Raw genomic sequence first — 13,924 nt, 5'->3', positions numbered from 1 at the left:
TAGTGATTCGGATTTATGATGCATGGATGGAGCGCTCCGCAGGGGGAACGCTGCTCAGATGTATTCTCTGTACAATTCTATTGTATCAGATTATCTTTCTGACGTAAATCCAATCCCTTGAGATTGGATTTGTGACGAGCAGCATCAGGCAGTCGGGAATGGTTGTAGTATCTTGCGTATGATCTGCTTCGTGTGGTCGGACAGTCGGCTAGTCGAAGAGTCGGACGGTCCGACTTACTCGCTGGCGAGCTTGCGCACGGTGGCGGAGAGCAGCTCCGTGCCGCGCACGATGTCCGCGAGCTCAGCATGTTCTGCGGGATTGTGGCTGATGCCTGCGCGGCACGGGATGAAGATCATGGCCGTCGGTGCGTAGTCGGCCCAGTGCATGCTGTCATGACCGGCGCCGCTCATCATCCGGCGATAGGGAAAGGCGAGCTCTTTGGCTGTGTCCTCGAGCAGTCCGACGAGCGCCGCGTCCATGCGCGCAGGCTCTTCTTTGCTGACAGGCTCGATGTCATACGCCAGCTGACGCTTTTCGGCGATGTAGGCGATGTCCTGCCGGACGGCCTGCTCGACGGCGTCCTTGGCCTTGCCTGAGGTGCTGCGGAGGTCGACGCCGAGCCGGACTTCGCCTGGGATGACGTTCATCGCGCCCGGCGTGACCTCGAGGACGCCGACCGTGCCGACGACAGGGGATTCCGTGTACGACGAGGCTTCGCGCTCTACAGCCAGTACGACTTCCGCTGCCGCGCAGAGACCGTCGTGCCGCAGGTTCATCGGCGTCGCGCCGCTGTGGTCGGCACTGCCGTGGATATGGACGTAGAAGCGCGTCGGCGCTGCGATGCCCGTGACAAGGCCGATGGGCAGTCCTTCGTGTTCGAGGACCTTGCCCTGTTCGATGTGGAGCTCGAGGAAGGCGCGCAAGGGCTTCGTGTAGCGGGCCGATTCGATATGGTCGGGGGCGAGGCCGCGTCCCTTGAGCACCTCGTAGAGCGTGTGGCCTTCCTTGTCGTGCAGCCGCACGAGGTCTTCCTGCGAGAGCTCCCCGCGCATGGCCCGGCTGCCGAGCGTCGCCGCCGAGAAGCGGCTCGACTCCTCGCAGAGGAACAAGACGACTTCGAGCGGCCGCTTCGGCATGAAGCCGTCCTCGCGCATCGAGCGGACCGTCTCGATTGCCGCCAGGATGCCGACGATGCCGTCGAAATTGCCGCCTTCCGGCACACTGTCACCATGCGAGCCGAACATGACAGCAGGCAGGCTCTCGTCCGCGCCCTGCACATGGCCGATGACATTGCCAAACGCATCCTCGCGCAGCTCCATGCCTGCCTCACGCATCAGCCCCATCAAATACGAGCGCCCCTGCCAGTCCGCATCCGTGAACGCCAGCCGGTTGATCCCCCGCCCCGGCGCAGTAATCTTCTCCAATGCCGCAAGCTGCCGCTGCAATCGTTTGCTTGAAATCATGTGAAATCCTTCCTCTCGTCTCATCCATTTCTATTGTATACTTAGCGATTTTCATTTCGCGTTTGTTGACATTATTATACCGCAACTTTATAATGATGTACTAAATGATATAATTACTTTTATTTATTGCAAGAAAGGTGGAATCCTGCATGGTAACACTCATGCTGATTGTTGGTGCTATCATCGTCTGCGGTGTCGTCTACGCGCTCGTCAAGGGCGCGGATGCGCGCATCACGCTGATTGGCTCCGGCATTCTCATGGCAGCCATCGGCGGTGTGCCGATGGCTGCACTCGATGCCTTTGCGAAGAGCATGACGAACAGCGGCTTGATTCAGGCGGTCTGCTCGGTCATGGGCTTTGCACTGGCTGTGCGCTTCACGGAATGCGATAAGCATCTGATCAATGCAATGGCCTCTGTGATTTCGCGCGTCCGTTTCTTCTTGATACCGGGCGTCGTCATCTGCACGTATCTCGTCAACATCGCACTGCCGAGTGCCGCTGGCACGGCGGCTGCGGCTGGTGCCATCTTCATCCCGCTACTCATGGCGGCTGGTGTCGGTCCTGCTCTTGCGGCTGCCGCCGTCAAATGCGGAACGTACGGCAGCATGCTGAACCCTGGCCTTGCGCACAACCCCTTTGTTGCGAAGATTGCTGGAGTCGATGTCATGGATGTCATTGGCTTTCACTACAAAGCAAACCTCGCTTCTCTGCTCGTAGCGACCATCTGCATCACGATCATCGCGCATGTGCTTAAGGAAGATAAAGGGCATGTCCCCGAGCACCTGCAGGTCGATGCGAACTTCAAGGTCAATTATCTCTACGCGCTGATGCCGGTTGTCCCGATTGTCATCCTGTTGCTCGGCTCGACGAAGATTGTGCCAATCTTCAAGATGGGCGTACCACAGGCTATGATCATCGGTGCACTCCTGACGCTCGTTGTTACGCGCACCAAGCCGAAAGCGCTCTGCGATGCTTTCTTTGAGGGCATGGGCAAGGCGTATGGCAGCATCATCGGCATCATCATTTCGGCAGGCGTCTTCGTCGCAGGCCTCACGTCGATTGGCCTTGTCAAGTGGTTCATCGATGCGATGCTCAACAATCCGGCCATCGTCAAGATCTGTGCGGCTTTTGGCCCGTTCCTGCTCGGCCTTTTGACTGGTTCTGGCGATGCGGCTACGTTTGCCTTCAATGAAGCCATCACGCCGTATGCACCGGACTTCGGCATGTCGCAGGTCCAGATGGGCAGCATGGCGACGCTCGGCGGCACGCTGGGGCGCACGATGTCGCCAATCGCTGGCGCGACCATCATCTGCGCTGGTATCGCTGGTGTCAACCCGATGGAGATCACGAAACGCAATGCCATCCCGATGCTCTGCGCACTGACGGTCGGCATGCTGATCCTGCTCTTCTGATGAATAGGAGGTGCTGCTCTGCGGCACCTTTTTCTTATCTTAAGGATAACGTATAGGAGGAATTATGATGGATCTCAAAGAGACAATCTTGAAATTCGCCGATGATATGCAGGAGAACATGGTAGCCTGCCGCCGTGATCTGCACGCCCATCCGGAGCCGGGCTGGACGGAGTTCCGCACGGCGGCCAAGGTAGCCAAGACGCTTGCGGAGCTCGGCTACACGGTCAAGACGGGGGCTGATACCATTCGTCAGGATGCTATGATGGGCGTGCCATCGGCTGAGAAACTCGCCAAGGAGCAGCAGCGCGCCATCGCAGAAGGCGCTGATCCCGACTGGGTTAAGAAAATGGACGGTGGCCGCACGGGCGTGCTCGGGGTCATGAAGTTCTCGGAGAACGGTCCTGTTGTCGCGGTTCGCTTCGACATGGATTCCAACGATGTGACGGAGACGGGAGAAGAATCGCACCGCGCCAATAAAGAGGGCTTCGCTTCCTGTCATGTAGGGGCCATGCATGCCTGCGGCCACGACGGCCACACGACGGTCGGCCTCGCGCTGGCCAAACTGCTGGCCAGCCTCAAAGACCAGTTGCGCGGCACCATCAAGCTCTGCTTCCAGCCGGCAGAAGAGGGCGTGCGCGGTGCGCATGCCATGGTCGAGAGCGGCATTGTCGATGATGTCGACTACATGCTCGGCGCGCACTTCGGCTTCAAGATGCGCAAGACGGGAACTGTTGCCTGCAACGTCACGGGCTTCCTGGCGACGAGCAAGTACGATGCCCGCTTCCAGGGCGTTCCGGCTCATGCCGGCGCTGCGCCGGAGCAGGGCAAGAACGCACTGCTGGCCGCTGCCTGTGCCACGCTCAACCTGCATGCCATCTCGCGCCATTCGGCAGGGGCTTCGCGCATCAATGTCGGCCGTCTCGATGCGGGTAGTGGCCGCAATGTCATCGGCGACAAGGCACTGCTCTGCCTTGAGACGCGCGGCGCGACGAGCGAGATCAATGCCTTCATGGAGACGGAAGCCCAGCGCATCATCAAGGCCGCGGCCATGATGTACGACGTCAAGGTCGACATCGAGAAAGTCGGCGGCGCAGCCGGCGGCAGCAACTCGCCAGAGCTTGCCGCTTTCCTGGAAGAAGAGGCGAAGAGCCTTGGCATCTTCAATGAAGTCGTCGGTGCGTGCCCGTTCGGCGCCAGCGAGGATTTCTCCTACTTCATGGAGCGCGTCCAGTCTCACGGCGGCCAGGCAGCCTACATGATGGTCGGCGCCGACCTCGCTGCCGGTCATCACGACTCCCATTTCGATTTCGATGAACGCGCTCTCGGTTACTCCCTCAAGCTCATGGGCTGCGCCGTCTGCAAGCTGCTCTTGAGCAAGTGATTGACATCTCGTCCGAGCCAAATCGCCATACAAAACGTCCGGTACCGTGAAACGTCTGATGCCGGACGTTTTTTCGTTTTTTATGGATCGATTTGTCCCTGTGCGAAAGGCAATGGCAAAATGTGGCGGTCTATGCTACAATGGGCGTGTTTCCTGTGTTTACAGAAAGGGAGAGGATTGCGTGATACAAGAATATGAAAAACCTGGCCTGGCGGAACAGCATGCGACGCGGGCTATCTTTTTTGTCGGGGGGTTCGGTGCGGCCTCGTGGGCGCCTCTGGTGCCGCTTTTAAAGGCACGGCTCGGCATTGCGGAGGATGTGCTCGGCATGCTGCTCTTATGCATCGGCATTGGCTCTCTGTTGACGATGCCGCTCTCGGGCGCGGCGGCGGTGCGGCTCGGCTGCCGCAGGGTGCTGACCGCTGCGGGGCTCGTCTATGGCGCGCTGCTGCTCGCGCTCTGCACGGTGTCTTCCTTCCAGCTGGCCATACCGCTATTGCTGATCTTCGGTGCGACGATGGGCTGCATAGACGTCGTCGTCAACATCCAGGCGGTCATCGTTGAGAAAGCGGCGGGGCGACGCCTCATGAGCGGCATGCACGCGCTCTGGAGTGTCGGTGGCTTTGCTGGCGCGGGCCTTTTCGGCATCTGGGTCGGCACGTTCTCACTGACGCCTCTCGCCTCGACGGGGATTGCGGCCGCCGTCATGGTGCTCGTGACGCTCGCGGCCTCGCGCCATCTGCTGCCGTACGGCGGCGATGCTGGCGGTAAGCTACTCGCCCTGCCGAAGGGCATCGTGACGTTCGTCGGCATCATCGCCTGCATCGCCTTTCTCGTCGAGGGCGCCATCATGGACTGGGGCGGTGTCTTCCTCACGACCGTCCGCCACTTTGACATGGCTCTGGCGGGCACGGGCTTTACCGTTTTTTCGGCAGCCATGCTGACCATGCGCCTGCTCGGCGACTGGACGGTGCAGAAGCTCGGCCAGGAGCGCGTCGTCATCGGCGGCAGCCTGCTCGCCGTCGCGGGCTTCCTGTTCATCATCTTTGCGCCGACCGTCGTCCTGCTCTACCTCGGCTTCTTCTTCATCGGCGTCGGCTGCGCCAATGTCGTGCCCGTCTTCTTCTCGCTGCTCGGCAAACAGCACGTCATGCCCATCAGCCTCGCTGTGCCAGCTGTCAGTACGCTCGGCTACCTCGGCATCCTCATGGGGCCTGCCGCCATTGGCTTTATCGCCCACCAGACGAGCCTCTACGCTGCCTTCACGCTGCTCGCCGTACTTGTCCTGCTGCAGGCCGTCATCGCGGCCTACGTCTACCGCCATATCGTAGAGTAAGGGGTTCCGTCGGAAAAATGCACGAAAAAAAGCGCTCGCATGAGCGCTTTTTTTCGTGTCATCTTCTCAATCGTTCTGCGCGTCCAGGATTAATTGCTTGCCCAATTCATATGCTTTTTCTGCCACTTCAGCACTGTGCTTCTCATGGTAGTCGCGCTTCTCTTCTTCGGAGAAAATCGAGGACTCGTACTTGCTGTAATCCTTGAATTGCAGTGTGTTGAAATCGTAGAACAAGTAGGGCTTTGCGCCGAGGATACCGGCTGCTGACCATTCGTAAGCGGCCAGGCTGTCCTTCAGGTGGAATGCGTCTGCCTGTTCTTCCGTCGCATTCATCGTGTAGAGGAACGCAGAGGGGATGGTCTTCCCGAGCACCGAAGGGATTTCCCTGCTGTAGATGTACTGCGAGAAGAAGAAGCGCTCGAGGAACGCCTGCATGCCCGATGTCAGATTCATGAAGTAGATCGGGGATCCGAACAGCAGGGCATCTGCCTGCTTGGCGCGCTCCAGCACCGCTGTGAGATCGTCCTTGACGATGCAGACACCGTGCTCCTTGTCCTTGCGCTTGCAGTAGAAACAGCTCAGACATCCTTTGTACTTCAGCGGGTAGAGGTCGATATACTCCGTCTCCGCTCCAAGCGAAGCGGCTCCTGCCAATGCCTTGTGCAGCAGTCGCGCCGTATTCTCCGCACGGCGCGGGCTTCCGTTGATTGCCATGATTTTCATGAACATTCCTCCTAGATATCACATGATTGGTTGAACTAAGAATCTCCCGGCTTTCGCCGTGAGGCGTGTCAAAGCGCGTCAGGTCGTCAGACCTTGCGGGTTGGCTTGACGTTCACCAGCACGATCTCCGGCGCTGGGCCGAGGCGGAAGAGCTGGCCCCAGGCGCCGTAGCCGCTCGAGACGATGGCGAGCAGGTGGCCGAAGCGCTTTGCGCCGTAATTGAGGGCGAAGATGCGCCTGGTCACGAACCGGTTGGGCCAGAACTGTCCGGCATGCGTGTGACCTGCGAAGTAGAGGTCCATGCCGCGCGAGGCGGCCTGCTCGATGCGCAGCGGCTCGTGCTCCATCGCAATCGTGAAGGCGTCGGGCTCTGCCTGCGGGAACTGGGCGTGCGGGGCGATCATGTAGTCTTCCATGCCCACGAGCGATACACCGGCGACAAGATGCACCGTGCCGCCGCGCAGGCAGCGCACGCCGTTCTGTTTCAGGCGCTTCTGCTCCTTGCCGAGGTTCATCCCGTACGTGTCGTGGTTGCCGAAGACCGCATAGACGCCCCAGGGGGCCTTTAGTCCCGCAAATCCCTTGAAGCTCTTGTCGCGCAGCACATAGCCGAGGTTGCCGTCGATGATATCGCCGCCGAAAAGGATGAGGTCGGGCTGCAGATTCATCATGTCGCGGCGCAGCTCTGCCGCAAACGAACGGCCCAGGACGGCCCCGAGGTGGATATCACTGGCAAATGCCACCGAGAACGCCCGCTCGATGGGCTTTTCGGTCTCCATCTCGATGCGGCGCACCACCGGATGGCGTGCGCGCCAGCTGCCGACTGCGAGCAAGGCCGCCAGTCCCAGCAGGGAGGCCTGGCCGTAATAGACGGCAAAGACGGTATGCCACCAGTCAAGACCAAAGCCGAATGGCTGTGCAAGGCAGACGAGCCAGACGATAAAGGCAGGCAGCAACAGGAGCGTCATGTAGTAGCCGTAGATGAACCAGTAGCCGCCAATTCTCGCCAACAGCCGCGTCACGCGCAGCGGCAGGTGATTCCCGAGGATGTTCGGTATGAGATAGATAAACGGCAGCAGCAAAAAAATCAGGAGCAGCCCGTGCTCCGGGACGGGCAGTGCCCAGCGCAAGAGCAGCCACTGCCCCAGCCCTGAGAGCTCGCCGAGGCCCCATAGGATCCAATAGAAAGTGTAGCGGTGTTTCACCAAAGTTCCCCCGTTCTTGTTTCCCTTTATCTAAATTTAATTCGACGAAGTGCGGCAAAGTCCTGCTGACCGTTCACGCAGATAGATTTCCTTTTCGATTCGCCATCTTCCTGATCAAAAAGTCCAGTGCTGACTTTTGCACAAGCTGACTCACCTGCAGTGATTGACATTGCAGGAAAACTAGCGGTGGAAGCAGAATCTATACCTAGTATCTAGTACTTAGACCAATGACCATCTGATTCACTTGGGGGTGTAGAAGATGTTTTGCATGAACTGCGGCACGAAGCTGCCGGATCACGCTAGATTCTGTTTCAACTGTGGAGCCAAGGTCCCGGAAGGGCTGGACGATGGGGCTGATGCTGACGAAGGACAGGCACCTGTGGCAGGGCCGCAGGATGAACCGCTCACAGATATCCCCGGCAGCCATTTCACGCTTCTCGGAAAATACGAAGTGGAGCTGCCGCGGGCCACAGCCATCTACAACCAGCTCTGGGCGCCGTTCAACCGGGAGGGGACTCGGATTGCGCTGCTCGCCCGATATGAGATACGCAAGCACCTGAAGGAACATGTGGTGGAGAATCCCGTGGAGTTCTCAGCCCAGGTGCTCGCGTACTGCATGACCGTCTGCGACCCGCTTTTCGAGAAGGCCGTGGAGCTCCTGATCGACCGCGGCATCGACTATGTGACGAAGAAGGACCTCTGGGACAGGCTTGACGATTTCGCCATGTCGACGGACCTTGTCAAGGCCATGCTGGCAGACAAGGCGGCCATTGAGGACTATGAAAAGGACTTGGCGGTGGAGAGGCAGGCCGACAAGGCGAGCTGGCGTGGCGGCGGCTTCGGCATCACGGGGGCCATCACAGGCACCATCAAGGCGTCGATGATGAACACGGCGCAAGATGCCCTGAGCGCACTCGGGCGCAGCATTACAGGCAATTCCTATTCCGACCGTCTCGAGCGCTTCATCCAGGACAGGAGTGCCAAGCGGAATTATCCGGCCATGGCCCGCGATTTCATCAATTCGGTCTGCCGGTTCGACCTGTTCAACGAGGTCTATCAACTGTTGGCGGAAGAAGGCCGCGTGCCGAAGGTGTCGTTTGAGACGAGCAAGGCAGACAGTCGGCGGAAGAACCTGCTGGAACGGTACGCCAGCGGCAAGCTTGAAAAAGAAGAGGTGCTCAGAGGTCTTTGCAGCTGCCTGGAGATAACCGGTGAGACGCAGTCGGTCTATGAGGCGCTGTTGGAGCTGGAGCCATCTGCCGCAAGGGATGTGTTCCATATCGCAGCGTCCGAAGGTGAGGAGCTCGAACTGGCCAAGTCGGTCTGGCAGACGTATGAGCTTGACAAGAAAGTCGGACAGGATTTCCATTTCCCTGACTGGATGCCGAACTTCCTTTCCCGTCCTTTTTATGTGGTGGCAGGGCCAGCCATGCTGATGGCTCTGCTGATCGAGCTCCGCGACTTGCCTCAGATGTTCCGCAAGGAGGGGCCGGCTCCTATGTACATCGCCCTGACGGCTGGCACGTACTGGATCCCGGCAGATGCCAACGATGTGAGCTTTTGGGGGATGGACCGCGAGGTAGAGCTGACTCTCGACCATCCAGGAGATACCGACTGGATTGGTCATGGCGTCCACTTCCATCTGGTGCAGTTTAGAGGTAACGCAGCGGCATGGTCTAAAGAGCTCCGCGAGAAGAAGCTCCAAGAGGCAGAGGCTTTGCTAGGCGCCAAAGACAAAGCGCGCGCCTTATCTGCCTTTCTGCTTGCCGCAGAGATGGGCAGTGCCGAAGCGGCCTGGCAGGCAGGAATCCTGCAGGCGAAAGACGGCCAGCAGGAAGAAGCGCAGTGGTCTTCCGTGGAAGCCGCTGTGCTGGGCAAGAAGGAAGCGGCCTGGGTGCTGTACCAATATCTGAAGAAGAAACAGAATGAACAGTGTGCTGCTTACCGGAGATTGGCCGCCAAGGACGCGCAGGCGCTAGTAGATGCGGGAAAGTACGACGAGGCCTTGGCCTGGTACGAGACGTTGGTCGCAGAAGGCGACGGCACGGCCTGCCTCTATCTGGGCCAGATGGCCGAGCAGGGCAAGGGCATGGAAAAAGACGAGGCCAAGGCCATGGACTGGTACGAGAAAGCCAAGGCCTATGGCTGTGAAGAAGCAGGGCAGGCCCTCGGAGCGCTGGCCTTTGCCTGGGGCCAAGCGCTGGAAGAAAAGGCCAAGGCAGAAACGGGACCGCAGGCTAGGACAGACTGGCAGCAGGCCTGGCACGATTACCAACGCGCCTTGGCGGAGGACTATCCGGGAGCTGCGGAGAAAATCAAGGCACTTGGCCTCCAGCTCGGCAAGGAAATGGAGGCCAAGGGGCAGGATGCAGAGGCATTGGCCTACTATCAAGCGGCCCTGGATTTCGGCAGCCAGGATGCACTGCTCCGAGCAGCCCGGCTCTGCGTCGACCCGCGAAGCGAGACATTCGACTTCACGGAGGCTTGGCAGCTCTATCGGAAGGCCGCACAGAATGCGGAGGATGCAGATGCCGTCAGCGACGAGTGGAACAGCCGCAAGGCACTCGTGCCCCTGGATGTACGAGTGGACTGCTTGCGGGACGTCGTGAAAGACAAGATGGCCAACGCCGCCTACTATTATTGGGGGGAAAAGCTGTCCAATCCGTTGGACAATGCCATGAAGTCCTACGGCGCACGGGCAGGCGTCCAGAGAGCCCAGGTCGTGCTGCTCTGCGATTCCACCCATTCCCTCTTCTGGGGCAAGGGCGAGGAAGGCTTCCTGATCACCGAGGACGGCCAGCTCATCTGCTCCATGGGCCTCCACGTCTCTCTGGACCAAGTAGGCCCTGTGGAATACGACGATCAGGAACTCATAGCAACTGCCTTTGGCACCGTGCTGGCCCGCTTCAAAGGGGAGTCGGATGAAGACCCGACGTTCTGCGACCTCCTCAATGAGATCGTCCTGCTTCGCCATCCGCAAGGACAGGAACAAGAGGCCTCAGCCCAGCAGCCCACATCCTTCTGCCCGCAGTGCGGAGCCCCTGCCGATCCCGGTGCCCGCTTTTGCGGCCAGTGCGGCAGCCCCCTGCCGTTCACAAAATCAAAATCGTAATCTTTATGCGGTAAAGGTAAAAATTAAGGCTCTGCAAACTGCATAATATGATAAAATAAAGGAAATGGAATTGGAGATGAAAACAGATGGGGAGACAAAAAGGACAGGGTATTGTTGAATATGCGTTGATACTGGCCTTCGTTGTGGGCATTGGAGGTGTGCTCTTTGCCAACGGGAACTTGGCTGACTCCATCCGCTCTGTTTTCAGCAATGTCAACACCCTGATTGAAGAGGCGTCGAAGCCGCCTCTTGCGGCGGCCACTACAGCAAAGGACATCATTGAACGGCTCAGGCAGGGGCGGTATGACGGATTGGCTGATGAGCTGCAGGGGAAACCGAGCAAAACTTTGGAAATTACCTCAGACAGCGAAAAAGGACAAGAATTGGCCAAGAAGCTGAATATCAAGACCAAACCGGGAGATGCCTGGTTTGTCAGGGTCACTACCCATGGTCACACGGTGTTCACTTATTATTCGGCAGATGCTAATGGTGGTCAGACTTACGGTGAATTGAAAGAGATGTACAATAGTAATCCAAGTAATTATTACACGAAGGATAAGGGAAATGCTCATCCAATTAAGATTGATGAGGGAAACTATAATGGTACCGGATCAGGACGCTACTATTCTAACGTTCCAGGCTACGTGGGCCCCTCTCCAGATGGAAATGGGATGATCATCGACCCCACCCCAACAAACAAGCTGTAAACAGTCTTCAGATGAAAGATAAACTCTGCGGTGGACTCCTAGGACAGGAAAATCGTCAGCCTTGGTCAACGAGACCGAGGCTGATTTTTTCGGTAGAGCAGATAGCAAAAAATTGACGGATGAATTTCCTTCACTATGATGGAGAAAATTCACCCGTCGATTTTTTGCTGCTGTGTGTAGCAGCCTTTATAGTAGAAGATGCTAGAAGCTACTTATTTCCAGAGGACAGATTCTTCGAGGGGGCGACGGCGTTTGTCGCGATGCGGAGCTTCACCGCGGTAGCCGAGCGCGGTCATGCAGGCAACACCGAAATGTTCGGAGTTATAGAGATGGTAGGTATCCGATAAAATGGACTCAACCTTATCCTTCGTAAAGCCTTCGATGGGGCAGGAGTCGATGCCCAGATAGGCAGCTGCGAAGAGGACATTGGCCATGACGATATTGTGAACGAACGGGATCCGGGGTGGGGTCAATAGAGTGACTAGAAAAATTCGACGGGTGAATTTCCTTTACTATGATGAAGGAAATTCACCCGTCGAATTTTTAACGTCGATCAAAACAAGGAATCCATCTGGCTCTCGGCTGTCGGCTGGATTTTCAGATGCGTGACTTTGCGCGCGGTGATGGTCTCGTCGCCGCGCAGGGTGCCGGAGAGGATGGTGGCGTCGCTGTGGTGGTCGGCGAAGCTGGCTTCGGCCATGCGCCCGTTGGTGTTGGCATAGCAGTAGCGGCAGCGGTGCAGGCAGGTGTCGTACTGGCCGATGTCGACGCTCTTCATGCAGTGGCAGACGTCGCGCTGAGTCGGGTCTTTCTTGACGTCGATGGGCGCGCCGATGACGCGCTCGATGCGTTCCTTGTCGATGCAGGCCCCGTGTTCGATGCCGTAGGCGGCGAGGTCGATCGCCTCGGAGCATGACTGCAGGGTGACGCCGGAGCCCTTGGCGAGCCGAGCAAAGCCCTCGGCCAATGCGTTCATCTCAGGGATACCGAGCGGGTGCAGTGCGAGTGGCTTCGTGTTGCGCTCGGTCTTGTGGTAGAGGTCGAGGAAGCTGATGACGCAGCGGTCGGTGTACGGTGCGAGCATTTTGAGCATGACGGCAAAGTCGTGCAGGTGACGCTCGATGGTGTAGTGGTCGTTGAGCAGGATGGGGTCGTAACGCCAGACCATGCGCGTTTTGCCGAGCTGCTTTGACATCTGCTGGAAGGTGCGGATGACTTCGCGCTTGTCGGGCAGGCCCAGCTCGACGTCGTGGCCGTACGGCGTGATGGTGAACTGGAAGTAGAACGGGTACATCGCGCTGAGCTCTGCGAGATGCGGCAGCATCGGCGCGGCGTTCTTGGTCCAGAAGACGATGCAGTCGACGTCCTCCGGCCGTAGCGAGATGCGGCTGACCTGTTTGCGGTTAAATGGGTTGATTGCGTCGACGAAGCCCGCGCGGACGCGGTTCATGAACCACGGTGTATAGAAAGCCGGAATATCGGTCCGGCGGCTGGCACTGATGATCATGGATGATTCCTCTTTTCTCAATGTTTCTGCAGGACGAGGTAGTAGTACCGCGTCCACTTCTTAGGCATGAAACCGCTGTCACCGCGGAAAATCTTGGCCTGGACCTCCGCAGGCATCTCGTAGGGGCAGCGGCTCCAGGCTGGCGCGCCGCCTGTAAAGAGATTCGTGCCGATGACCTCGGCAGGTACATCCCACTCCGCCTGCACGCGAGCTGCGAGCTCGCGCATGATGGCCTTGCTGCCCGCATACTTCAGGTCGATGATGACAAAGACAGCGCCGGGCTTGGCCTGTTCCACCGTGGCGCGCATCTTGCTGAGGAAAGTCTCCTGCTCCGTCGGCCCAACATGGCTCAGATAGTTCTGCAGAAAGTAGACATCGGCCTGCTCCTGGATGCGCTTGCGGCAGCTCCTGCCGTGCATGCACTGCTCGCATGGCACTAGGTTGTCGCAGCGGTAGATGAGTGTCCCTTCATCGCCGCGGTGAATCAGGCCATCTTCCTTGCAGAGCTGCCAGCTGATCCGCTGCTCGCTCTTCCAGCCGCATTCCCAGTCGAGGATGGTGATGGCCGTCCTGTCGTGGAGCTGTGCGCCGCGCAGGGCTTTGAGTGTGCCGTACATTTCGGGGCACGGTCCCCCGGCAAAGAAAGCCAGGTTGAGGACCGGGTAGAACGACTGGCGTTCCTGCAGGGCCGGGATGACATAGTCGCGGACGACGCGGCAGGCTGGCTCGACGTAGTACGGGTAGTAAGCGAGCATGTACGCCTTGCGGTTTTCCTCGGTATGGTAGCGGCTTACACAGGCCTCATTCGCGTACTGCGGCTGATAGCTCTGACGCAGCGACTGCACTGCCTCGCGCACGCGGATGGTTTCCGCATCGCTGAGACGGCCGTACGGCATAACGGCCGGACCATATGTCTTATCGAAGACGCGGTCAAAAATATTGTGCTCCATCATACGTTCCATGAGGCAGGTCCCCTTTCCTTCTTTTCTTCGTGCTTCTTTTCCGTTGACATGTTCATTGTAGAAGAAATGCAGATGGCTTTCGTGTCAAAAAACATGTGAACTTTCGCGGCGGGGC

The 13,924-nt window shown here is 58.4% G+C and carries 11 protein-coding genes; 5 read left to right on the top strand and 6 right to left on the bottom strand.

The annotated features are described in order from the left end of the window. Positions 1 to 234 precede the first annotated feature (234 nt). Positions 235 to 1,464, bottom strand: coding sequence for a M20 family metallo-hydrolase (locus QDI87_RS11625; protein WP_036377510.1), 1,230 nt, complete (start codon positions 1,462 to 1,464; stop codon positions 235 to 237). A gap of 149 nt (positions 1,465 to 1,613) precedes the next feature. Between QDI87_RS11625 and dcuC the strand changes: the two genes are divergently transcribed. From dcuC to QDI87_RS11610, 3 genes are all read left to right on the top strand, one after another. Further along, complete coding sequence (gene dcuC, locus QDI87_RS11620; protein ID WP_036377513.1) at positions 1,614 to 2,876, top strand: C4-dicarboxylate transporter DcuC; 1,263 nt, start codon at positions 1,614 to 1,616, stop codon at positions 2,874 to 2,876. Positions 2,877 to 2,943: 67 nt separating this feature from the next. Then, on the top strand, positions 2,944 to 4,257 hold the full coding sequence (locus QDI87_RS11615; RefSeq protein WP_278743497.1) for an amidohydrolase: 1,314 nt from the start codon (positions 2,944 to 2,946) through the stop codon (positions 4,255 to 4,257). Positions 4,258 to 4,441: 184 nt separating this feature from the next. Next, positions 4,442 to 5,593, top strand: coding sequence for an MFS transporter (locus tag QDI87_RS11610; RefSeq protein ID WP_278743496.1), 1,152 nt, complete (start codon positions 4,442 to 4,444; stop codon positions 5,591 to 5,593). Positions 5,594 to 5,659: 66 nt separating this feature from the next. On the opposite strand, the gene QDI87_RS11605 is transcribed toward QDI87_RS11610, so the two are convergent. Both QDI87_RS11605 and QDI87_RS11600 read right to left on the bottom strand, forming a co-directional pair. Next, positions 5,660 to 6,316, bottom strand: a complete 657-nt coding sequence (locus QDI87_RS11605) for a flavodoxin family protein (protein ID WP_278743483.1) — start codon at positions 6,314 to 6,316, stop codon at positions 5,660 to 5,662. A gap of 86 nt (positions 6,317 to 6,402) precedes the next feature. Next, a complete protein-coding gene (locus tag QDI87_RS11600; protein ID WP_278743481.1) occupies positions 6,403 to 7,521 on the bottom strand; it encodes a metallophosphoesterase in 1,119 nt (372 codons plus the stop codon). Positions 7,522 to 7,780: 259 nt separating this feature from the next. On the opposite strand from QDI87_RS11600, the gene QDI87_RS11595 reads away from it, so the two are divergent. Beyond that, the gene (locus QDI87_RS11595; protein ID WP_278743480.1) at positions 7,781 to 10,633 is read left to right on the top strand and encodes a zinc-ribbon domain-containing protein; all 2,853 of its coding nucleotides are present in this window, start codon (positions 7,781 to 7,783) and stop codon (positions 10,631 to 10,633) included. 86 nt (positions 10,634 to 10,719) lie between these two features. Further along, positions 10,720 to 11,340, top strand: coding sequence for a Flp family type IVb pilin (locus tag QDI87_RS11590; RefSeq protein WP_278743479.1), 621 nt, complete (start codon positions 10,720 to 10,722; stop codon positions 11,338 to 11,340). 212 nt (positions 11,341 to 11,552) lie between these two features. On the opposite strand, the gene QDI87_RS11585 is transcribed toward QDI87_RS11590, so the two are convergent. The 3 genes from QDI87_RS11585 to QDI87_RS11575 all read right to left on the bottom strand — a co-directional run bounded on the left by QDI87_RS11585 (position 11,553) and on the right by QDI87_RS11575 (position 13,809). Beyond that, positions 11,553 to 11,774 carry a hypothetical protein gene (locus QDI87_RS11585; protein WP_255240919.1) on the bottom strand — a complete coding sequence of 74 codons (222 nt, stop codon included), beginning with the start codon at positions 11,772 to 11,774 and terminating at the stop codon, positions 11,553 to 11,555. Positions 11,775 to 11,893: 119 nt separating this feature from the next. Continuing rightward, entirely contained in the window at positions 11,894 to 12,847 is a 954-nt protein-coding gene (locus tag QDI87_RS11580) for a DUF1848 domain-containing protein (RefSeq protein WP_278743477.1), read from the bottom strand. Positions 12,848 to 12,864: 17 nt separating this feature from the next. After that, complete coding sequence (locus tag QDI87_RS11575; protein WP_155948103.1) at positions 12,865 to 13,809, bottom strand: hypothetical protein; 945 nt, start codon at positions 13,807 to 13,809, stop codon at positions 12,865 to 12,867. Between the last annotated feature and the right edge of the window lie 115 nt (positions 13,810 to 13,924).

Source organism: Mitsuokella jalaludinii (assembly GCF_928722185.1).
Classification (GTDB): domain Bacteria; phylum Bacillota; class Negativicutes; order Selenomonadales; family Selenomonadaceae; genus Mitsuokella; species Mitsuokella jalaludinii.
The sequence above is the reverse complement of the archived record's forward strand: the minus strand, read 5'-3'. Positions and strand labels throughout refer to the sequence as shown.

What these genes read in the sequence shown, in the direction of transcription:
- QDI87_RS11575 (WP_155948103.1), bottom strand. Translation starts at nt 13,809, where the DNA reads ATGGAACGTATGATGGAGCACAATATTTTTGACCGCGTCTTCGATAAG.
- dcuC (WP_036377513.1), top strand. Translation starts at nt 1,614, where the DNA reads ATGGTAACACTCATGCTGATTGTTGGTGCTATCATCGTCTGCGGTGTC.
- QDI87_RS11615 (WP_278743497.1), top strand. Translation starts at nt 2,944, where the DNA reads ATGGATCTCAAAGAGACAATCTTGAAATTCGCCGATGATATGCAGGAG.
- QDI87_RS11580 (WP_278743477.1), bottom strand. Translation starts at nt 12,847, where the DNA reads ATGATCATCAGTGCCAGCCGCCGGACCGATATTCCGGCTTTCTATACA.
- QDI87_RS11585 (WP_255240919.1), bottom strand. Translation starts at nt 11,774, where the DNA reads ATGGCCAATGTCCTCTTCGCAGCTGCCTATCTGGGCATCGACTCCTGC.
- QDI87_RS11590 (WP_278743479.1), top strand. Translation starts at nt 10,720, where the DNA reads ATGGGGAGACAAAAAGGACAGGGTATTGTTGAATATGCGTTGATACTG.
- QDI87_RS11595 (WP_278743480.1), top strand. Translation starts at nt 7,781, where the DNA reads ATGTTTTGCATGAACTGCGGCACGAAGCTGCCGGATCACGCTAGATTC.
- QDI87_RS11605 (WP_278743483.1), bottom strand. Translation starts at nt 6,316, where the DNA reads ATGAAAATCATGGCAATCAACGGAAGCCCGCGCCGTGCGGAGAATACG.
- QDI87_RS11625 (WP_036377510.1), bottom strand. Translation starts at nt 1,464, where the DNA reads ATGATTTCAAGCAAACGATTGCAGCGGCAGCTTGCGGCATTGGAGAAG.